At 30.0% G+C, this 23,414-nt stretch carries 17 protein-coding genes and 3 pseudogenes; 4 read left to right on the top strand and 16 right to left on the bottom strand.

The features are described 5' to 3' along the window. Positions 1 to 169 precede the first annotated feature (169 nt). From QMO72_RS00340 to QMO72_RS00325, 4 genes are all read right to left on the bottom strand, one after another. Positions 170 to 1,375, bottom strand: a complete 1,206-nt coding sequence (locus tag QMO72_RS00340) for a restriction endonuclease subunit S (RefSeq protein ID WP_103268189.1) — start codon at positions 1,373 to 1,375, stop codon at positions 170 to 172. Next, positions 1,368 to 2,924 (bottom strand): type I restriction-modification system subunit M, encoded by a 1,557-nt coding sequence (locus QMO72_RS00335; RefSeq protein ID WP_103268190.1) that lies wholly within the window; start codon positions 2,922 to 2,924, stop codon positions 1,368 to 1,370. The genes QMO72_RS00340 and QMO72_RS00335 overlap by 8 nt, the downstream gene beginning before the upstream one ends. Then, positions 2,925 to 3,500: a restriction endonuclease subunit S gene (locus tag QMO72_RS00330; protein WP_103268191.1), complete on the bottom strand. Its 576-nt coding sequence runs from the start codon at positions 3,498 to 3,500 to the stop codon at positions 2,925 to 2,927. It abuts the gene before it with no gap. A 97-nt stretch (positions 3,501 to 3,597) separates the two neighbouring features. Next, entirely contained in the window at positions 3,598 to 6,384 is a 2,787-nt protein-coding gene (locus QMO72_RS00325) for a type I restriction endonuclease subunit R (protein ID WP_286093213.1), read from the bottom strand. Positions 6,385 to 6,731: 347 nt separating this feature from the next. Here QMO72_RS00325 and QMO72_RS00320 point away from each other — a divergent pair, with 347 nt between their 5' ends. Genes QMO72_RS00320 through QMO72_RS00310 form a run of 3 tightly spaced genes read left to right on the top strand, consistent with a single transcriptional unit; the run spans position 6,732 to position 11,282 of the window. Further along, positions 6,732 to 7,673, top strand: a complete 942-nt coding sequence (locus QMO72_RS00320) for a hypothetical protein (RefSeq protein ID WP_103266281.1) — start codon at positions 6,732 to 6,734, stop codon at positions 7,671 to 7,673. Then, positions 7,670 to 9,574, top strand: coding sequence for an McrB family protein (locus QMO72_RS00315; RefSeq protein ID WP_286093212.1), 1,905 nt, complete (start codon positions 7,670 to 7,672; stop codon positions 9,572 to 9,574). Before QMO72_RS00320 ends, QMO72_RS00315 begins: the two co-directional genes overlap by 4 nt. Beyond that, positions 9,558 to 11,282, top strand: coding sequence for a DUF2357 domain-containing protein (locus QMO72_RS00310; RefSeq protein ID WP_103266280.1), 1,725 nt, complete (start codon positions 9,558 to 9,560; stop codon positions 11,280 to 11,282). The genes QMO72_RS00315 and QMO72_RS00310 overlap by 17 nt, the downstream gene beginning before the upstream one ends. A gap of 365 nt (positions 11,283 to 11,647) precedes the next feature. Here the strand turns inward: QMO72_RS00310 and QMO72_RS00305 are convergent, their stop codons facing one another. The 11 genes and pseudogenes from QMO72_RS00305 to QMO72_RS00255 form a co-directional block, all read right to left on the bottom strand. Next, on the bottom strand, positions 11,648 to 13,051 hold the full coding sequence (locus tag QMO72_RS00305) for an ApeA N-terminal domain 1-containing protein (protein ID WP_103266279.1): 1,404 nt from the start codon (positions 13,049 to 13,051) through the stop codon (positions 11,648 to 11,650). Positions 13,052 to 13,177: 126 nt separating this feature from the next. After that, positions 13,178 to 13,294: pseudogene (locus tag QMO72_RS00300) on the bottom strand (transposase); the annotation flags it as partial. A gap of 218 nt (positions 13,295 to 13,512) precedes the next feature. Beyond that, a pseudogene (gene arsC / locus QMO72_RS00295) lies at positions 13,513 to 13,914 on the bottom strand (arsenate reductase (thioredoxin)). A gap of 17 nt (positions 13,915 to 13,931) precedes the next feature. Then, complete coding sequence (arsB, locus tag QMO72_RS00290; protein WP_197271905.1) at positions 13,932 to 15,224, bottom strand: arsenite efflux transporter membrane subunit ArsB; 1,293 nt, start codon at positions 15,222 to 15,224, stop codon at positions 13,932 to 13,934. Continuing rightward, complete coding sequence (locus QMO72_RS00285; protein ID WP_053465013.1) at positions 15,224 to 15,538, bottom strand: ArsR/SmtB family transcription factor; 315 nt, start codon at positions 15,536 to 15,538, stop codon at positions 15,224 to 15,226. The genes arsB and QMO72_RS00285 overlap by 1 nt, the downstream gene beginning before the upstream one ends. Positions 15,539 to 15,733: 195 nt before the next feature. Beyond that, positions 15,734 to 17,056, bottom strand: coding sequence for a hypothiocyanous acid reductase MerA (gene merA / locus QMO72_RS00280; protein ID WP_103266278.1), 1,323 nt, complete (start codon positions 17,054 to 17,056; stop codon positions 15,734 to 15,736). Further along, positions 17,043 to 17,477 carry a redox-sensitive transcriptional regulator HypR gene (gene hypR, locus QMO72_RS00275; RefSeq protein ID WP_002511808.1) on the bottom strand — a complete coding sequence of 145 codons (435 nt, stop codon included), beginning with the start codon at positions 17,475 to 17,477 and terminating at the stop codon, positions 17,043 to 17,045. Before hypR ends, merA begins: the two co-directional genes overlap by 14 nt. Positions 17,478 to 17,590: 113 nt before the next feature. Beyond that, positions 17,591 to 18,553, bottom strand: a complete 963-nt coding sequence (locus QMO72_RS00270) for a M23 family metallopeptidase (protein WP_002511809.1) — start codon at positions 18,551 to 18,553, stop codon at positions 17,591 to 17,593. Positions 18,554 to 18,971: 418 nt separating this feature from the next. Then, on the bottom strand, positions 18,972 to 19,400 hold the full coding sequence (locus QMO72_RS00265) for an SRPBCC family protein (RefSeq protein WP_002511810.1): 429 nt from the start codon (positions 19,398 to 19,400) through the stop codon (positions 18,972 to 18,974). An 18-nt stretch (positions 19,401 to 19,418) separates the two neighbouring features. Then, a pseudogene (locus QMO72_RS00260) lies at positions 19,419 to 19,856 on the bottom strand (FAD-binding protein); the annotation flags it as partial. Between the two features lie 225 nt (positions 19,857 to 20,081). Next, complete coding sequence (locus QMO72_RS00255) at positions 20,082 to 21,572, bottom strand: ATP-binding protein (RefSeq protein WP_261721611.1); 1,491 nt, start codon at positions 21,570 to 21,572, stop codon at positions 20,082 to 20,084. Positions 21,573 to 21,670: 98 nt separating this feature from the next. Here QMO72_RS00255 and QMO72_RS00250 point away from each other — a divergent pair, with 98 nt between their 5' ends. Beyond that, a complete protein-coding gene (locus QMO72_RS00250) occupies positions 21,671 to 22,630 on the top strand; it encodes an IS30 family transposase (protein WP_040762886.1) in 960 nt (319 codons plus the stop codon). Positions 22,631 to 22,680: 50 nt separating this feature from the next. Here the strand turns inward: QMO72_RS00250 and budA are convergent, their stop codons facing one another. Continuing rightward, a complete protein-coding gene (budA, locus tag QMO72_RS00245) occupies positions 22,681 to 23,385 on the bottom strand; it encodes an acetolactate decarboxylase (RefSeq protein WP_002511818.1) in 705 nt (234 codons plus the stop codon). Positions 23,386 to 23,414 lie beyond the last annotated feature (29 nt).

Raw genomic sequence — 23,414 nt, 5'->3', positions numbered from 1 at the left:
TAGTTATAGATAAATTTCCAGTTACATAATGGCAAATATTAGTTACATCACGAGCGAATTTTTCTGATTTATAATCCATTAACCAATCTAAATAATTTTACATAGCCCATATATACTCTTCTTTATTTAATGGAAAATATAGTTTACATAATAGGTCGGTTATCAGAACCTATACAAACATCTTCTGTAAAAACCCTTTTTTTCTCTCTTTTAGTAACTCGACTTTATCTGATTGCTTTTCAATAAAATTATCTAGCTTACTGAAAAAATCGCCTATTTTTTGTTGTTCCTTTGTACTGTTAGGGATATTTACTGTTAACAATTCAAAATTCTTCTCGCTTAATTCTTTTTGACCAGTACCATCTGCTAAAAATTCATTTTTTCTTAGAAAATCATTTTGAAGTAAAAATTCTAAAACATATTTAGAGTTGATATTATCTTTAAACTTATAACTCATAATTGCATTAGAGCAAATATATCCGTTAAATTCTTCAGGTATAATAGCGACACTACCATTAAAGAAATTTTGTTTACCTATGATTAGTTCTCCTTCATATCTTTGGTAAAAAGGTCTTGTATCTTTAGTTTTTCGTTCTTGCTCTAAATGAAATACACCTTTTCCATGCAATCCTACTGTTAAACGATTATAAATACTTTTATCTTCTATTTTTTCTTTGTTTCCTGGAATAAGAATCTCTTTTATTTCTTTAATGCTCCAATCCACATAATTGTTTCCATCTTCATCTTTAAATCGAAGTTTTTGAGAAAAGATTTGTTGCATATATCCCTTTTTCTGTTCTTCTAACAATGATAGTTTTTGTTCTTCCAATTCAATTTGTCGGTCGAGTTTTCTGAAAAAACTACTTATTTTTTCTTGTTCTATTATTTTGGGTAGATAAAGTTTAAAATTCCCTAACTCTTCTCTATTTATTTTAGGCATACCTGTACGCATCGAAACTGAAACTGAATATTTAAAAAAGCGAGACGTAAATAGACTGTAGTATATAAAATTTATTTCACATACTCCTGGAATAGTTCTTATAGGGTATGTATCAGCACTAGCTAAACCTTTGAATTTAGGCACACAAATTTTTTGTAATTGTGGTCTTATCTTTCCATATATTATATCTCTTTCATCAAACTCAAATTTACCACTTATTAAGTTTTCATCTTTTACTAAATTATACTTTAAAATTCTACCAGTGTTTTTTTCAATGTTACCTGGGCCAATATGAGGTAAACTTTGATATTTATCAAAAGTAGGGTCTACCAATTTGCCTTCAATTTCAACACAATCATAAAAACGTTTCTTCACCCACCCCTCACTAAATCCAGGAAATCTTAATTCAGGTACATTTGCTAATTCATTAGTCATGTTTTAATACTCCTAATTCTTTCAGATAGCTATTAATTTCTTGTTCTACTTCGATAATTTCATCATCAATTTGATTCAAATCTTTTTGTACTTGTTCTAAATCAATAGGTTCTTCTTCTTCAAATGTATCGACATATCTTGGGATATTGAGGTTATAATCATTTTCTGCAATTTCTTCTAAACTTGCCGCATAACTATATTTATCTAATGTTTCTCTGTTTTTATACGTTTCAACAATTTTCTCAACATCTTCTGTTGTTAAATGATTTTGATTTTTTCCTTTTTCAAATGATTGCGATGCATCAATAAACAGCACATTATCATCATCTTCACGACACTTTTTAAAGACAAGTATACTTGTTGGTATCGATGTCCCAAAGAATAAGTTGGATGGTAACCCAATAATTGCGTCTAAATAATTTTTTTCTTTAATTAAGTACTGGCGAATGACACCTTCAGCTGCGCCACGGAACAGGACGCCATGTGGTAAAACGACAGCCATTGTGCCATTATCATCTAAGTGATAAATCATGTGTTGAATGAATGCAAAGTCTGCTTTTGATTTTGGTGCTAGTTTACCATAATTACTAAAACGTGGATCTTCTAAGAATTGTGCATCTGAACTCCATTTCGCACTATAAGGTGGGTTGGCAACGACAGCTTCAAAACGTTCATCTGATATGGCTGGATCTTCTATCGTATCCCCATTTTCAATTTTAAAATTCGCATAGTTCACATCATGTAACAACATATTCATACGTGCTAGGTTATATGTAGTACTGTTGTATTCTTGACCATAATATTGACGGACATTTGCTTCACGTCCGACACGAAGGAGTAATGAACCTGATCCACATGTAGGATCATAAACGCTCTTAATATCTTTTTTATTTGCGGTTACAATTTTAGCTAAAATCGTTGAAACTTGTTGGGGTGTATAGAATTCACCAGCTTTTTTACCGGAACTTGCTGCGAATTGACCAATTAAGTACTCGTAAGCATCACCTAACATATCAATTTCCATATCACTATGAACGAAGGGTAATGTAGATATTTTCATAATAACTTTTGAAATCAATTTAGTACGTGCAGCGTTGGAGTTACCCAAACGTGAAGATACAAGGTCTAAATCATCAAACAAGTGAATAAAGTCATCTTCACTATCATGACCACGTGTAGAGTTTTCTATGTTTTTAATCGCATTACTTAAGTCTTCCATTTCAAAATCTTGTCTTTCAATTTTTTTAACTAAGTGACTAAATAGATATTGTGGGTCAATGACATAACCGATACGTGAGATGAATTCTTGCTCTAAGACGGGTCTATAATCTTCATCTGCCATGGCTGTTTCATAATCTATACTATCTTCAGCTAAGAGTATTTGTGCTTGTTCTTCAATTTTTTCACTTAAGAAACGATAAAAAATCATACCTAATATATAGTTTTTAAATTCATTTGCATCCATATTGCCACGTAAGTCATCAGCGATAGACCATAGATTTTTTTGTAATTCAGCTTGTTGTTGGCGTTGTTTTTCCGTAATAGACATTTAATTGTCCTCCTTGAATAAAGTGTTGGATAAGAATTGCTTTTTTAATCGACTTTGTCTTTGTTTTAATACGTTTAATTGTTTTTCTTTAATACCAATTTGCCCAATCAACCGTTGTCGTTCAATTGAAGGTAAGGTAATATAGAGTGATTTTAACTGTTGATGTGTTAGTTTTTTTATTGTTGAGCCACCCTGCATATATTGCTTATATTGTGATTGTACCTCTGGTGCTAGTTGAAACCAATAGACTAAAAAAGCAGGTTCCAATAAGTCTGAAGTAACTTCAATTTTTGTATAGTTATAAGGTAAAATTGAACCATCGTGTCTTGAGCTCACTAAGGTGCACTCACCTGTCATCATACTTATGACAATATCATCTTTACGTACAACGGTTGCTCTTGATGTATCTTTTAATCTTATGACTCTAGGTTGATATGTATCATCTATGGTTAACCCTAAATCTATATCTAACATATTTTGATCATATACCATATAACGATTCGCCAGGTCGCTCTCATCAACTTCTAAGCGCTGTATTAATGTGCCACTTTGATAATTAACATAATCTTTTAACATACCAAACCTCCTGTAGTTATGTTTTTCTACAAAACAAATATAGCATGACTTTAAAATAAAAACAAGTGTAGTTTTAAAAAACTACACTTGTTTTGCATTAAACACTATATTTTTTAACCATATCTTTGATAAATGATTTAACACGCTTTATTTTTTTAGTACGTATTAAAAGACCGCCAGAAACGCCTTCTTCAATTAAGTTATTATTTAAATGACCACTAAATTCAAATTCCTTAACTAACGATTCCAATAATTCTAACGGATAATCTGTTTCCTCAGAAAATTGTTCCAGCTCTCCGACCTTCACTTTAGATTCATAATTATAATAAGCATCATCAATTGAATCACCTTCATTTAAGTTCGGTACGACTTTATCTAGGAACGTTCGAATTAAATCGGATTTCAATCTTAATTGGTCATCATCAGCTTTATCAAGCACTTTACGAATCTCTTTAATGTCTTTTTCTTGTTGTTCTGTATCACTTAAATCAATTTGATTTAATAAATCTAAAATATACTGAACATTAATCAAATCATTGCGTAAAATCTCAATATTAAAATCAATATTGTCTAATATAGATTCTCCCTCTACAGTTTCTTTATCAGGTCGTATCACTTTATCATAGATATCTAAATATTTACCTTTATAATCTTCATATGTTTGTTCATCAATACCTAATGTTTCCTTATCAAATGCAAATTCATCAAACGTTTTTAACTTTTGCATATGCTTCGCTAACTCGCGATATGCAATAACAAAGTCACGCTGATCTTCTTCTCTTTCTAATTGGTCTACGGCTTGAGGTGTTTCAGCTAATTCAAATAGTTCGATTAAAGCCTGTTTGAATTTCGTTAAATACGCTTGGAACGATAAGCTCAATACCGTATCTGTATTATCCGTTTTAGAGAAAAGCTCGATTGCTTCATCTGTTTTTTCTTTTAAATTTCTATAAGCAACGATATTTCCATACGGTTTCGTTGGTTCTTCCACACGATTGGTACGTGAGTATGCTTGAATAAGCGTATGATGCTGTAAATTACGATCCACATATAACGTATTAAGTTTTTTACTATCAAAGCCTGTTAAAAACATATCGACAACCATAAGAATATCTAATTTTTGATCGGGTAATCCTTTTTTGACGCGGTTTGATACATCATTGAAGTAACCATCAAACGTATCCGTTGAGAAATTTTTATCAAAGGTCTCGTTATACGTTTGAATGATACCTTCTAATATATCTCTTCTCGTTTGTTCATCCATCGTATCATCTATGGCTTCATTATCTTGATAACTGAATATTGTCGTGACATTAAAATTATGTACACCTTGTTTCTTCAATTTTTGGAAAACACGATAATATTGAATCGCCATTGGAATACTTTGAACGGTCAACATACCTGTGTACATTTGGTCACGTGTTTTCTTATTATGATTCGCAATAATATGTTCTGCTACTTTTTGAACACGTTCGTCTGCCATCCATATTTCAGCTTCATTAATTTTATTAACATAACCATCTTCGGTAATTTTTTCACTGCGATCAAATGTATTCATATATTCAACAGAAAAACCTAGCACGTTGCCATCTCTAATCGCATCTTTGATTAGATAATGGTGTAGACATTCTCCAAAAATATCCGCAGTCGCGCGTCCATCTTGACTCGCATTCTCTTCAAATCTAGGTGTTCCCGTAAAACCAAAATATTGGGCGTTTCCGAAATGTTGTCTGATGATACGGTGCATTGAACCAAATTGTGTTCGATGGCATTCGTCAATAATGAAAACGACTTTATCTTCTTTATAACGTTCCATTGCTGGATGTCCTGATTTAATCGCATTATCCATTTTTTGAATCGTCGTAACAATTAGTTTCCGTGTAGGATCATCCATTTGTTTGAGTAACTTTTTAGTATTGAACGTCCTATCAACAGAATCTGACTCAAACTTATTAAATTCCCCTAAAGTTTGGCCATCTAGGTCTTTGCGATCGACTAAGAATATAACTTTCTTAATGTCTGGTTCTTGCGCTAATATTTGACTCGCTTTAAACGATGTGAGGGTTTTACCACTCCCTGTCGTATGCCAAATATAACCATTGTTATTTGTTTCTATAGCACGATTCAACAAAGCCTCTACAGCATAAACTTGATACGGTCTCAAGGCCATTAATATTTTATCTGTTTCATTAATAATCATATAACGGCTAATCATTTTAGCAATATGGCAAGGTTCTAAAAAGGATTCAATAAAATTTTTAAGCACATTAATACGCTCATTTTTTTCATCGCTCCAATAAAACATATGACTTTTCATGATTTTTTGATCGCTATTCGCATAGTAGCGTGTTTCCATTTTATTACTCACAACAAACATTTGTATGAATCTGAATAGCCCTGTATAGTTTTGACGGCGATAGCGTTCAATTTGATTAAAAGCTTCTGTAATCGCAACGCCGCTACGTTTAAGTTCAATTTGAACCAAAGGTAATCCATTAATTAAAACAGTTACGTCATAACGACTTTTGTGTGTATCATTTACGCTTACCTGATTTGTGACTTGAAATGTGTTTTGACACCACTTTTTTATATTCATTAAGCTAAGATAAACTTTTGTTTCATCATCACGTTCTAGTACATATTTATCTCTTAATATTTGAGCACTTTCAAATACACTTTTATCACTTATATCAATCATGATACGTTTAAACTCACTATCTGATATAGGTGTATCCTCTAATTTATCTGCATTTCGTTCATTTAAAATGCGTCTGAAATTCTCTTTCAATTGTGTTTCGTTGCGCAATGATACACGCTCATATCCCAAATCTTGTAGTTGTTTAACTACATTTTCTTCTAAACCATATTCACTTTGGTATCCCACTTTAATATCTCTCCACTCTATGCCGTCTACTATTTAATTAAATTTTAACATAATGTACACTAATATATATAGTCATCTCAATTGTCATATAATTGTATAATTACATAGCCGTAAAATTTTAGACTATATGCCCAATAAAATTACAAATTACCAATATTTATATTATACAATATATATTAATTATACTTATATATATTGTATAATATAAGTATAGAAAAATGTAGAAAATTCCCACTTATAACGATATCATTAAAAAAGTCATATAAAATTATATTTAGAAATTCATATCATAGAAAGGGTGACTAACAAAATTGATTTCTAATTAATCTTAGAAAAGGAATAAAATAATGCAAAAATCAAAAGCTATAAAAGAATTATTTAAAGTTCAAGACACTAAAAATAAATTCAAAATAATAAAGGATTACGATTTACAAATAAAAGGATTCTCAAATATAACGATTGATTTACTTGAGCAGAATGAAATATATATTTCTAATCAAATAGCAAGCACACAGAATATCAAAAAAATCACAAATATTATTAAAAGCAAAATTAAAAGTGAACAAAACTTAGATTATTTATTATCGATAGATAAGATTTTCGAAAAATATAATCAAGAATTTAATGGTCTATTAACCATATTTGAAAACGACAAATACAGCGAATTAACCGAAAAAATTATAACTAGTTTAACTATAGATAATTCATCAACAAAGCATGAAAATCCAACTGAAAACGAAGATAAGGAAATAGTACTAAGAGGTATAATACAGTCCTTGGAATTAAAATTACAAACTAAAGATCAAAAAATAGATGAGATACTTAAATTGAATAGAGAGTTAGAAAAAAAAATTAAAAACCTTGAAAATCAAACTGTAAAACTAAATAGTTCAATTAAATTGAAAACTTCCGATTTAAATACAAAAGAAGAAATTTTACAAAGTAAAGTAGTCGAATTAGAACGATTAAATGAACAGCTCCAATCAAAAGAGAAACATTTCCTTAATTTAAAAAACAAAGAATTAAATATTAATAATACTAAAATCAATATAATTGGTGCTCCGGATTTGTGGAAGTTAGAAAAATCTGAAAATACACATTTTTATAATGAGGATAATGTTGATGATTTTATACATAGTTATAATAATACTAATAATTCGAAATTTTACGTTGTAAAATTCGGTATTACTTCATATACGTCTAGAAAACTTAAGAAGCAAATCCATGTAGTTTTTATTAATAATAAAGAAGAATTTATAAAAATAATAAGAGGAGATTTAAAAAAATGAAAAATAATTGGGAGAAAGTTGACTTAATTGGAATTCTCGCTACAGAAGAGGAAATTAATAAAGCTTATAATAAAGAAAATATTTTCATAAATTCTAATGATTTTATTCAATTCTATATAAAATTAATTTCTACGACACCTTATGATTATCCAAATTTAGACAATAAAACTAAATATATATCTTGTTTCTCAACTAGCTTATACGATTTGTATAAAGATGATACGAGCAAATCTGAAACTGAAAGAATTGATGACTTTTATAATTTTATCCATGATAAATTCGTTTGCTTAAATGTAGAGCAAAAGGAAGATTATACAATCCTAAATAAATATTTTTATAATGGGCATATTAAAGAAGTATTACCCCGACCTTCAAAAATTGAACAGGCCGATGTATTACATCCAGTGCCAATATTTAATAAAAGTAACGCTGCAAAAGATATAAATAGTTTTTTAAACGATTTATCTAAAAACCTTAAATTTGGAAGTAACTCTCACATATCCAAAGAACTGGATGACACACCTGAAATGATTTTCTATGAAGATAATGACAACGATATATTTGCCATAGGAGAAATCAAATCATTTGATTTTAATGAAGACATAGGCATTTCATTTGATTTTGATGAAAAAATACATTTTTTCAAGTTAGAGGACGATGACTATAAAAGTTTAATAGTAAACAAAAACAACATAGCATTTATAACAACTTCCTTAATTCAAAAAATTGAAGACAAGATTTTAAAAGATACTGAGAATATTATTGAACTAGAAACTGATAAAAAGGCTGAAAATGATGAACTAGAAGAAAAATTTTTAAAACACTTTATAGATAAACTTTCTAATGAAAATTTAGTTTATAGCCCGAAAGATATTTTAAATTTTCACACTGCAATGAAAACTTCAAAATTAGTTATTTTATCAGGGATGAGCGGTACAGGAAAGTCAAAATTGATTAAAGCCTATGCAAATTCTCTAGGTCTAAAAGATAATTTTAAATTTATACCGGTCAGTCCAAGTTGGACAGAAGATTCAGACATTATTGGTTATGCAGATACATTAAATATGATTTATAGACCCGATGACCATGGTTTAATAGAGACCCTTATTCAAGCAAAACTTAATCCTGACAAACTATTTATAGTTTGCTTTGATGAAATGAATTTAGCTCGTATAGAACATTACTTTTCTCAATTTTTATCTTTACTAGAATCAGATGTAGAAAATCGTAAACTACAATTATATAACAAAGAATTAGGAGGTAAATTATATAATTCCTCTAAATATAATCATGAAATTACTATTGGGAAAAACGTTAGATTTGTAGGTACTGTCAATATAGACGAATCGACTCATCATTTTTCAAATAAAGTACTAGATAGAGCAGATTTAATCACTTTAGAAGTAATGCCATTTAAGCAGTTAGTTGAAATTGCTAACTCCGAAAAAATCAAAACTACAGAAGGTATTTCTTTCGAACAAGATTATATTGAGAGTTTCTTTAAAAATAGTAAAACGATAGATTTAGACGAAAATACTATTGAATTTTTACAAGAAGTACACAACACCCTATTAACTATAAATAGCCAATCTGGTATAGGTCCTAGAGTTATAAAGCATATTGATTACTATTTAAAAAACATTCCTAACTTTGAAGATGTCTTAGATTATGGAGAAGGTTTAGACTATCAAGTTGTCCAAAGAGTTTTATCAAAAGTCAGAGGTTCAAGAGAAGAGCTTGAATTTTTAATAGGTTCATATAATCCTGATAACAATTCAGTAATTTCTTCTAATTTATTAGTATTAATGAATAAGTATAAAAGTATTTCTGATTTCACAAATTCTAAAAAGGTAATTTTAAATAAATCTAAGGAGTTATATATAAATGGATTTACATTCTAACTTCGACGTAATTGTTAGTAATGGAAACCGAGAAAATGTCTTTAATATTGTATTCAAAGAATCAATAAAAGATATAAATTTTGAAAAAGATGTATTATCCTTCAAAGAGTACCATTCTATGAAATTTCGACATAAATCTATTAATAAAAATGAAAAATTGTATTTCAATGGTTTCGATATTATTGTAGATGAAGTATTAAAAGTTGATGAGAAAGGGGAAAGTTACCTTTCAAATGCCACACTAGATATAATTAACTATAATAGTAACTCTAATCAGAATGTGCTAGTTCCAGGCTACTATTTATTAACCCTAGTAAATGAAAAAACTAAATATGCAATTATTAAAATAGTTCCTAAAGATTTTACTGAGGAAGAATGGAAATCTTTATATGAATCTGTAAATGCTTACTTAAATGGTTTAGCAAATTCTTTTATCAATGAAACTAACGCTAAAGTAATTCAAAATAAATCAAACAATAGTTTACGTGATAAAATTAATTTTATCAATAAGTATTATATAGACATTGTAAATTCTATAAATCAATTAATAGTAAATCCTAGACAAACAATTCATAAAAAATATAACTGGGTACATAGACACACACAACCGCCCGTTGATAAAAACACTTTTAAATACTCGGCTAAATATCCAAGCAAAAAGCAATACTTATATACTTATAAACGACATATTAATTTTAATATTCCAGAAAATGTATGGGTTAAATTTGTGATAGAATTTTTATTAAAAGAATTAGACTCAATTGATAAAACAATTACTTTAAAAATTGAAAATGAAACGTCTAAATTTAATTCAAAATATAAAAATGAAATCATAGAAGCTAGGATTACAAAGCAAAATTTAGAGCAATTTCAAAACAATACAAATGTAATTAAAAATTTAATAATAAAACTCAGAAAGACTGAATGGTATAACGTGGTTTCCTATAAAAATCATATAATACCACCACAATCATCACTTATGAACAAAAATTACAATTTATTGTATAAATGGTACATAGAGTTTAATAAAAGTAATCTTGATTTCATTTTTTCAGAAAAAATATTGAATTCGTGGAAAAAAACAGATGAGCTATATGAAATATGGTGTTATATCAATATCATTGAAATAATAAGAAACAGTGGCTTTACTCCTGTAAAAGGATGGGTTTTCAATGGAGATATCCAAAGCAATCTCGATGAAGGCACCTATGTAACTATGGAAAAAGGGGAAATCACTTTAAATATTCATTATAATTCGCTTCTTAAGTATAAAAGTTCTGAAACTGACATCATAAATCCACTGTATACTGGAAATATAAAAAACAAACCGGATATAAGAATTGATATTTTTATAGATGATATTTATTTAAAAAGTATACCAATGGATGTTAAATACAGAAAACTAAAAAATATAACTGATGAAAAAATAGGATCCCTTAGACAGTTACTTGCTTACAGAGATTCTCCTAAGTCTTTATTGCATTTAGAAGGCGCTAAAGATATTAGAAAAAACAACCATACAGTTATTACAAAAGTTATTATTTTATATCCTAAAGATGCTAGTTCAAATTCTAAAACCGATATTTTATCTTTTGAACATGGTTTATTATTTTACGAATTTGACCCTAATTATATGGATACATCATTAAAAATTACATTGGATGAGGAAATTAAAGAAGCGTTTGAAATTTACAATGACATTTATTAAAACTAAAAACTATCAATCTAAAAATCTAATTTTTTTCGAATTCAATATAAATGCACAATACATTATTATCATTAATAATTCTATATAAAATTTCAGTATTAAATTTATATCTCGCAATCTTATTATAAGATTGCGACTTTTTATTATTGTGCTTAATAGTCTTTAATTAAACACAACCTATTTTTAGTTTTCTTTGTGATACGCTTCTGCTTATCGGTTGGTGATGCGGTTTTAAAAAAGCAAGATATGAATGTCGAATTATCTTTATATGTCAGCTTATTTATAATATTTTTCATCATATGATGGCTAAAGTGAAATAAAAAATTAATAATCAATTAATTGGATACTTATTGTTATTGAATATTTTATCTATCAGCATTTTTTAAACTAATATTATTCGCAATTGATTGTATCCTTTCACTTATTCTTTCGTGAATAAAATCCTCTTCAAATCCTAATTCTTGTAATAAATAAAATTCTAATATGTTACGTAAAATGTGGAAAGCATCACTTAATTTTTCATCTTTAAGAACTTTATCTTTTTGTTTTGGATTATAATGAGTGTAATAATTTCTCGTATTAGCAATTAAACTTGGAAACTTTTGTAATTCAAAATCTCCAATATAAAAATAAAATTCATAGTTAGCTAGTAATAAATCGGCAATACGACTTCTTAATGTAATGAAATTTCTACAACCATCCAATAAAAACTTCCTATCTTTTTCGTGAAAAGATTCAGGACTTAATTTTAATAATTTTTCTACTCTTTTCTTATAATCTTTAAGAGAAAAAGCTATTCTTCGAGAATGATAGGTCTCTAATGCTTGTACCATATTCAAAAAGTGTCGGCTAATCGATAAATTCTGGTTATATAAACTATCAATATAAAGTTCAATTATAGGTTCCATTATAGTTGATACTTCTTGCCACTGGGAGAAATTTCCCTTCTCAAGCTCACTTAGGCTAAAAAGATAATCATGTTTTGTTAAACGCTTAGCATTAGTTTCATTGTGTACAGTATGTTTATAGCTATGAATAACTTTTAGTGGTCGGCTATGCTTCTTACCATTTTCCAATTCATAGTAAAATTTGGGAGTTTCCACAATCATCGACCCATAACTTAAAGGAATACCTATAGCTATCTCTATAAGTCGTCTCATCTGATTGGATACTTCCATAAACCATTCAATCGTTTTAGTTGTTTGAACTTCGATTATAAGATGAGGAATCTGCTTTAAAACTATTTCCTCCTTCATTAGTTCAAATGGATTACTAAAATTCAAATAATAGAATACACTGTAATTTTTATTAGAGTATATTTCAATAGGTTCTACGATACTTAAATCTATTAAAGAAGTAGCATTAGTTTCTAATTCAGGACTTACATAATTTGAAGTATCCCCCCATTGAATAATATTTGGTATACTTACAGTCATTTTAGAAAATTTAATATCTTTTTTATTATTAAAGTTCACACCATTAAACATAAAATCAGCACTATATCCGTATACTTCTTCTGTTCCCATTCTACTAGTAGTACTTATTCTTGAACAATTGACAATAGTCATTTTGGCACCGTTAATTGTAGAACCAGTAATAAAAGGTATTTCAAGAGGAAATTCTAAATAACTCATCATTGACCCCTTATTAGGTATACGAATATATAATACAACGCCACCTTCTTCTTCATTTAAATATAAGTCCCCATTTAATTCTTCTCCTTTATTATTAATCTTCCAAAAACCTGTAGCTGAAAAAGCAACTTTCATTTACATACCTCCAAATGCTTAATAATTAATAAAAATTGGATATACTATTTATTACTTTTACCCTTTGATTTTACAATATCCTGGAATTTCAGAACTCAATATCTTGAATTTTTTTATTTATTGCTTTTTTAAATTGGCATGTCTATCAAATATCATTAAACTACTTTTACCTTTTAGGTACCCAAAAAATGATGACACACCTAGTTTTGACGGAATATTAACTAACATATGAAGCTGATTTTTATAAAAACTGCATCATTTATGATATGCTTCTGCTTATCAGTTAATGATGCGGTTTATAAAGTAACTTAAATTTCCACTTATTTATGTGTGTATCAAGTATTATATATCATAGAATTACACCCTATTCAATATTTAAGAAATATATCTCTATAAATTCAGCAATATGCTATAATTTTTTAAAATTTCAACTGTATCAACTATATAAAGAAACGCTCGCATTATACGAGCGTTTCTTTATATTCTTGTATTCTACTTCCGATTTCATCTCTAACACGTTGAAATTCTGACCATTCTTTTCCTGCTGGATCATCAAAGCCCCAGTGTTCTTTTTTGACGTTAGGTGGTATGATGGGACAATTATCATCTGCATTGCTACATAATGTTATGACTAAATCTGATTGTCTTAAGATATCATTATCAATCAAGTCTGATGTATGATTTGAGATATCAATACCTACTTCTTTCATAGCTTATACTGCTTTTGGATTAACACCATGTGTTTCAATTCCAGCAGAATAGACATAAAAACTGTCACCTAAAATTTTCTTTCCCCAACCTTCTGCCATTTGGCTACGACAAGAGTTGCCAGTACACAAAAAATAAGTTGTTTTCTTATCCATAGTTAAAGCCTCTTTTCTTAAAATATAATTAGTGTGAGATATAAACCTAAGAGTGTGACAAATAGTACCGGAATAGTAATAATGATTCCAGTTTTAAAATATATTCCCCACGAAATCTTTACACCTTTTTGTGTTAACACATGTAGCCACAATAATGTTGCTAAAGAACCAATCGGAGTGATTTTCGGTCCTAAATCAGAACCTATTATATTGGCATAAACCATACCTTCTTTAATGGTTCCTACTACATTAGATTGTCCAATCGCTATAGCATCGATTAAGACAGTAGGCATATTATTCATAATGGATGATAAAAATGCTGATATAAAGCCCATGCCCATAACACTACTGAATAATCCATGACTTGAAATATTAGATAATACTTCAGCTAAAATTGATGTGATGCCAACGTTTTTTAATCCAAATACAACTAAGTACATACCTATAGAAAATAGAACAATATTCCATGGTGCACCTTTAATCACTTGTTTAGTATGAACTGCAGGAGAATTACGAGCTAAGATCACAAAGATAAGTGCAATCGTACAAGCAATGATCGATACAGGGATTTGAATAAACTCACTAACAAGATAGCCTACAAGTAATATTGCTAATACTAGCCAAGAAATCTTAAATAATTTTAAGTCTTTAATTGCATCATTTGGGTTCATAAGATTCTTTTTTTCGAAAGTTTTTGGTATAGATGTTCTGAAATAAAGCCATAATACAAATATGCTAGCGATCAGAGAGAATATATTTGGAATAATCATTCGACTAAAGTACTCAATAAATCCAATATTGAAGTAATCAGCAGAAACGATATTTACTAAATTACTCACAATTAATGGAAGTGATGTAGTATCAGCAATAAATCCACTTGCAATAATAAAAGGGAATATCGTTTTTTTACTGAAACCCAAATTTCTTACCATCGCTAATACAATTGGCGTTAAGATTAAAGCTGCACCATCATTTGCGAAAAATGCAGCTACTATTGATCCTAATAGCATAATATATACAAACATTTTTAAGCCGTTACCGTTTGAAGCTGTGACCATATGTATTGCAGACCATTCAAAAAATCCAATCTCGTCTAATATTAATGAAATAAGAATAACAGCTACAAATGTTAAAGTGGCATTCCAAACGATACCTGTTACCTCTAGTACATCAGAAAAGCTAACAACACCTGTAATAATAGAGATGACCGCCCCAATTAAAGCTGTAATACCAATATCTAAACCTTTAGGTTGCCATATCACAAAGATTAAAGTTAAAAGAAAAATTACAATTGCTAAAGTCGTCATCATCAACATTCACCTGATTTTATATTTTTACATACACAACGTTGGTTAGATGTGTTAATAATGTTTATATTTTGATTGATATCATCTAAAATAACATGATTAAGTTGATACATATGTTTGTTACCATCTTTACGTGTATAAACTAATTCGTTATCTACTAATAACTTCATATGATGACTGAGTGTTGGTTGTGAGAATTGAAAGTGCTCCAACAAATCACAAGCACATAATTCACCACAAGAAAGTAAGTCTAATATTTCCAATCTGCTTGGATCTGATAACACTTTTAATATTGTTGAGAGTTCTTTATAAGACATATATGTACCTCCTAGATATTAAATAGATTAATATCTATATAGATATATGTCTATATAGATGTTTGACTGTATCGTAATTACAAGTATTAAAATCGGGATGAAGAGTAGTTAATGTCGTTTCAATAAAAAAAGGCACATCTACATTATTGAACAATTCGTCAATATGTGATGTGCCTTTATTACATTTATATATAATTAAATATTAAATAAATCATTAAATGATTCTATCATAGTAGGATGTGTATATATATTGTCACGTAAAACTGTATAGTCAATATTTTGGTCAATTGCCAGTTTTACTATATTAATGATTTCCTCGGATTGTAAACCATATAAAGTAGCGCCAAGTACTTTATTTGTTGTTGCGTCTATCACAACTTTAAACAGACCTCTAGGATCATTATTAATTTTGTGACGAGGTATATTACTTACTGGTAGTTTACCTTCTTTAATTTCATACCCTTGTTCTTTTGCTTCTTTAGCAGTCAATCCTACACGAGATAATGGAGGATCTATAAATACCGTATAAGGTACCGCACCTCTATTTTCTGTAGTGCGAGCACCTGAACCGAATAATTTGTCTTTAACAATTCTAAAGTCATCTAAAGAAATATAAGTGAATTGCATGCCACCTTTTACATCACCTATTGCATAGATATGTTTGACAGCTGTTTCCAATTGATTATTGACTTCTATTTCGCCACGTTCACCTAGTTTAATATCAGTGTTTTCTAAATTTAAGTCAGTATTTGGCTTTCTACCAATTGCGAGTAATACCGCTTCTGCTTCAAAATCACCTTTATTCGTTTTAGCGATTGTATATCCATCTTTATCTTCAAATTCTGAAGTTTGAGCACCTAACTCGAATTTTACACCTTTATCTTCTAAATCTTTAATCGCATGTGAAACGATTTCTTCATCCTCTCTTGGCATTAATTTATCATTCGCTTCTAATACAGTCACTTGTGTACCAAAGTTCGAAAACATAGATGCGAATTCTAAAGAAATGTATCCTCCGCCAACAATAACTAACCGTTTAGGTTGTTCGCTTAAATTCATTATTCCTGTAGAATCATATAAATGTTTAGATTCTTTAATGCCTTTGATATCAGGAATAACAGGTGTTGCACCAGTATTTATCACAATGTCATCTGCTGTTAAAGTATCTACAACTTTGCCTTGTTCATCTAATAAGTCTACTTCCTTATTGGATTTAAAGCTAGCCTTGTAATCTAATACTGTTATATTTTCATCGTCTGCTAAGTTATGATAATTCTTTTTATTAAGGGCCATTACGACTTCTTCTTTACGCTCAAATGCTTGATTGAACGATCCACTTTCTAATCCTTCGTGCACTAATGTTTTAGATGGAATACAGCCGATATTGATACATGTACCACCATACATTTTTTTGGATTGTTCAACAACTGCTACTTGTTTCCCTTGAGCTGAAGCTGTTTTTGCTAGTGTTTTTCCACCTTTACCAAACCCTAAAATTAATAAATCATACTTTTTCATTGTAACCCTCCATTAATATATCGTTTAATATATCTCCAATAGAAATATTTTGATAATATTTTTCTATTATTTCAAATTCTTTTCGATGGTAGTTTGACATTACTCGACTCATTTCATTTGAAATTTTACAGTCACTTTCTTTTGTACCTGTGTAAATTCTGCCAAATGATTGGCTAGAAGCGAATAATTTAAATAAATTGGATAATGGCGTATCTAACACATTACCATTTATACGATACCCTCCATATTTGCCCTTTTGTGTTGTAATGTAACCTTCTTCTAATAGTTTGCTCATAACTCTTCTTAATTGCACAGGATTAACACAAACTTTTGATGACAATTCGACACTACTAAATCTTTCAGATGAATGTTTACTTAAGAAAGTTAATACGTGAACCGCGATATTAAATTCTAAATTCAATGAATCATCTCCTTTTAAAATGTAACTATAATAATTATATTTAAACATATCTACTTCTTAAGTTCAAATAAAAAAATCACGCCTATAATAAGACGTGATTTTTTCTTATAAAATTATTGATTGTTGTTGATATAAGAATCTGGATTAACTGAATATTCATTACCTACGCCACCTTGCATACGTTGGAAATGTAAATGTGGTGCTGTTGAATTACCAGTATTACCTGATTGTCCAATTTGTTGACCTGCTTTCACTTCGTCACCTTTATTTACATTTAATTTATTCATATGCATGTACCATTGATAATAATCACTATTTTTCTCTTTTATTGTTACTTGGTTACCACCACCGTAGTTACTCCAACCACTTTGAATCACAGTTCCATCTGCTAAAGCGTATACAGGGGTATTTTCTTCCATAGCATAATCTACACCGTAATGTGCACCTCCGCCGTGATATTGACCATATTCTTGTAACTTTTTATTTTTAGTAAGCCAATTTGATGAAGCTTCTGCATTACCTTTGGCTTCCTTAGTGCTTGTTGCATCGTTGTTATGAGTAGATTGTTCTTTAGAAGCCGTATTGTTATATTGAGCTGTTTCTTGATTATCATTTGTTTCATTAGAAGTCGCTACATGTCCATTACTTCCTGTTTCATTATGCTTAGCTGTTTGATTATCATTTGCTATCGTTTCTTTATTTGTTTCAGATATTTGATTCTCTTCTCCATCATTTACTTGATAACCTTTATCCTTAATTGATTGATTTGATTGAGATGGTGAATAATCATTATCATCTTTTTCAAAATAGTAATAATGCGTAACACCATTTTGATCTACTTCATACGATTTATATTCTTTATGATCAAACATAGATTGATTCCAATTGCCATCTAATGTGTGATGATAATTCCCTTTACTATCTATTGTATAATAAACATCATTTTCAATTCCCGTATAGTTGTGAGTATTTTGAGTAGATACACTATTTTGTTCTTCAGCTTGTGCATCTTGTTGAGCAATACTCATAGTTAGAATTCCAATAGTCGCTATTGAAGTTGTTAGTATTTTTTTCATTTTAATAAACCTTCCTTTTCTTAAACTATAGAACTCAATCTATCACGTGCTTAAATGAAAATAAATACTTGTAATCGATTTGTGTATACTAAATAAAAAGTTGTAATATTTTCAAAATAATATTACTGATTTCTGAATTTTTGATATTAGTGTCATTCCTTATTACACATAGGGTGTATACATTTAATGGGCTGTTTTAAAAAAAATTCATTACAAGTTAAGAATCTAATAACTTTCAAAAGATACCTAAAGGGACATTCTTATTACTCATAAAATTAGATGTTGAATTAACTAGCATTTAAATAATAAATATAGAGGCAAGGATATCATCTAATATCCTTGCCTCTATATTTATGATCGATTTAATTTTTACACCATCCAATTTAAATACTCTTAAGTACTGTATATAATAGTAATACTAATATGCCGACACATAATTTACTAAGTGCTTTTGAACTATTTCTTCCCAACCATCGTCCATAATACTTTGTACTACAGAATGAGGTTGCCCAAATTCTGTTTTTTTATTTTCATTCCATCCAGAATGAATCAATGTAAATTCAGTTGTGTGCTGATCAATTTCTTTCAATTTGAAGGTAAGATTCCAATCTTTCCCCCAATCAAAGCTAACTATACTTTTTGGTTCAATTTTAGTTACTTTACATGGAGAATCACCAAAATTACCAGCTTGTAATGTGAAATCTTTCCCTTCTTCTGCTACAAAGTCATTTGGCATCCACCAACCAGCAATACCTTCAGATGTTGCAATAGCATCCCAGACTTTATCTTTACTTTCATTTAAAATTACGCTTTTTTTAATTTCTTTTAACTCAGAGTTATTAGACATATAAGTTCCTCCATTATTTCATTTTTTACTTATACCATGTGCAACACGAATACCACTAAATATACAACCACCTAAAAAAGTACCTTCTAAAGATCGATATCCATGTACACCACCACCACCAAAACCTGACGCTTCTCCAGCAGCGTATAGACCTTCAATTAATTGATTATCTTGATTAAATGCTTGTCCATCTAGGTTGGTTTGAATACCCCCTAATGTTTTTCGACTAATTAAATGAAGTTTAACAGCAATTAATTTATTATTACTTAGTAATTTATGTGGTTTTGCAGTTCTAATAAATTTATCTCCTAAAAACTTACGTGCATTATGAATAAAAGCAACTTGTGGATCTTTCGTAAATTTATTATTTATCTGTAAGTCTCTACTTTTTATTTGTGATTTAATATGTTGATAATCTAATAAATCTTCACCTTTTTCTAAAAAGATATTTACAGGTTAAAGCTTACCTAAAAAAGTTTAATAGTCTTCACATCCACTTCTAAGTTAAGTACAACTTAATTTCTTGTTTTATTTATTATAGGGCTCTGCTTATCAGTTGGTGATGCGGTTTATATAAAAGAGGAAATACTGTTAGAAAAGACTAACAATATTTCCTCTTTTATATATGATTATTAATTGATTTATGCATCAATCCTAATATATTTTATATTTCATAACACGCTATTCAAAAATTTTCTCAGAAGACATTATGCGATTATACTCTAATACAATATCTTCATCTAAAATACGTTCAACAGTTTTTCTGTGTTCTAACTCCAGACGCACATTTTGATAACTCCTAAACCCTAAATCTATTAATCCAGGTTTATTTACTGTCATTATAAAAGTTGCTATTCCTTGAGGTTGAACTCCACCTTTTTTACCAGATTTTATCAACCCATGCGTCACATCGATTGAAGAAAAAGTTGATCCTCCTATTAACAATAATCTTGCTAACTCCCTATTGTTAGCAATTGGAAAACTATCTTTTAAACTTTTTCCGTAATATAGATGTTGCTTATAAATCCAATAAAGCCTTATAAGTGTTTCATAAATTAAAACTGGTATTAATTCTGCCGTAAAAGCTCTGACATCATATCCATTCTTAAACATCCATTCAGATACTTCTGCAAATGTGTAAGTATCTTTTTTATTAGTTTTTAATTTAATATTTCCAAACTGTAATTTTTGTAAAGAAGACCAACCTGGAACTGGTAATCCACTTCCTCTTCCTTTAGATCCACTACTTCCAGATATATCACTCATAATATGACCAAACCAATTATCAGTTGCTTGTATGATTTGTTCAAATATATTTCCTGTTAATTCTTTATTTTTATTCTGTGAGGCTATATTTATAATTTTACCCTCTTTAGTCATAAAAGTTGAAGTACCTGTAAGTTGATCCCTTATTCCAACAATTAAACCTAATAAGCTAGGTTCATGAGCTATTGATAGTAAATGATGGTTATCAGGTGACATCTTACCAACCATACCAACAATATTTATCGAGTCTGCTGTATCATAGCCTACACTATGATTCTTTTCTAAATATCTAATACTAGATTTTATGTCAATATTTGCTTTGTTTTCTTTTAAATTTTTTATTTTACTATTGATTTTATTTATTGCATCTTGTGAATTAGCTTTCTTCTTTTGTTTATTTAACTTTGCTATTTTTTCATGTAACGCATATTTTTTCACTAATTCTTCTGTACCCTTATCCACCATTTTTTGTAAACCTTTGGCATCTTTACCTTTTCCTATAGTACCTACAAAAATAGTATCTACAAATCCAGCTATTAAACCTGCTGAAGTTGCAAACAAGTAATCATCACTGTCTAGCTTAAGTAAATCAAATTTTTGAATCATTTGTTCCGCAACTTTTACTTGTTCATTCTTACTATATAGATTTAAAAATGGACTATCTAAATTAATATTTTCTTTTTCAGCAAATTCTTTATTATATTCAACCGAATCAAAATCATCTCTATCAATATCGATTGTATTAATATTATTGATTTCTATTAAATCCATATTTTTAGACGTATATGATTGTGCATTTTTTAATTTATCTCTTAAGTCTTTATTAATATAATCGCTTTTTATACTTGAAGATTTATTATTACTAGTTCTTTTTTCCTTCAAATTATTTAGTAAGTCTTTTTTCATTTCGCCGATTGTAAAATTAAGCTAGACACATAAGAAAAGCCACTCGTGATACACTCAAAATGAATTTCCAACCAAAGAAATCATAGGAGTGATCACGAATGACCTACACCCATCTTAGCACGGATGAATTGATAATAATAGAAGCCTATTTCCATCAAAATAGCTCTGTCACAAAGATTTCAAGACAGATGGGCCGGGCCCGTCAAACAGTGCACAATGTGGTGACTTTTCTGAAAGACGGGCACACGGCACTGGATTATTACAAGCGCTATAAGCAGAACAAGAAACGCTGTGGTAGAAAACAGACTGTACTACCCGCCGATCAACATCTCTATGTTGAAGAAAAAGTCGCTCAGGGCTGGACCCCCGATGTGATTACTGGTCGCGAGGAACACCCAATTAATTGTTCGGGACGGACACTGTACCGGCTATTCAAACGTCAGCAGTTTGATATTTCTACACTGCCGATGAAAGGCAAGCGAAAACCAAACGGTCATAAGGAACGCCGGGGCAGACAGACATTCAAACGGAACATTTCTGAAAGAGAGACGGATTATCCGGCATTCAACGAAGAATTTGGTCATCTTGAAGGCGACACGATTGTCGGTGTCCACCATAAAAGTGCCATCATTACATTGGTTGAACGCCTGTCAAAAGCCATCATCACGCTAAAACCCGAAGGCAGAACAGCGAAGGATATCGAAACCACGCTCAACACATGGTGTCATCAGGTGCCCAGAAACCTGTTCAAATCCATTACATTCGATTGTGGCAAAGAATTCTCGAATTGGCGGTCAATCAGTAATCAGAATGATCTTTCCATCTATTTCGCTGATCCGGGCACCCCTTCCCAGCGCGGGTTGAATGAACATTCCAATGGGTTATTGCGGACAGATGGATTGCCTAAGGGGATGGATTTCAATCAGGTGGACCAGCGGTTTGTTTCCTCCGTCTCTACCAGAAGGAACCATATCCCCAGAAAGTCATTGAATTATCAAACCCCGTTGGAAGTATTTATGAGTTACATGGATGTAGGTAAACTGTCTAGCTTATTTTGACAAACGAAGAGGGTTAAAACTTTCAACTAACATATTTGCTCGCTACTCCTTTATTCTGCTTGTCTTATTTCTTTTGCAATATCTTTGTAGTCAATATCCGTATTTGTAAATGCTTCATCATCGACTGCAAAATGTTGTTCAAATGTTTCAAAGTTTTGAATTTCTACCGTAACATCTGAAACTTCAAAATCCAATACGTGTCCGCCAAAATTACGGTCATCATTAGCGAAATGAACATGGAAACCTGCTGAACCAATACCATGGAATAATTCTGGTGTAAAGAAGCCTACAATAGAACCTTTGATATTTTCTTCAATTTGTTCAGGTTGTCTATTCGCTGAGTTAATCAATCTTGTATATGGTGGTTCTTGTCCTGGCATCATACGTACATGCATTTTTTTAAATGTTCCTGAAATTTTAACAGCAGAGAATAAATTTTCACTTAACATTTTTTCTTTAACTTCATCATAAACTTCTGCTGAAGATTTATTGCTCGTGCTATACGTTTTATCAGGTGTAAATCTTGATACGGTTGCATATGGTGATAATTCGTCACCTTTCAATTCTACAAATTCTTTATGTTCATTGGCATGATAAGCTTTACCATCAACGATAATCACTTCACCATCTGAACCTGTTAAAGTCGCAATACCAATGTCTCCATGTTTTAATAAATCATTGATTGAAGCAGTACCTTGTAAAAGGCCTGCCATCAATGTACCTAGTGTGCCGTGTTGATATAGTACGTTAGTCATAACTTTATTCACTCCTATTTTGATAAATA

Source organism: Staphylococcus casei, assembly GCF_030294405.1.
Lineage (GTDB): Bacteria > Bacillota > Bacilli > Staphylococcales > Staphylococcaceae > Staphylococcus > Staphylococcus succinus.
The sequence above is the reverse complement of the archived record's forward strand: the minus strand, read 5'-3'. Positions and strand labels throughout refer to the sequence as shown.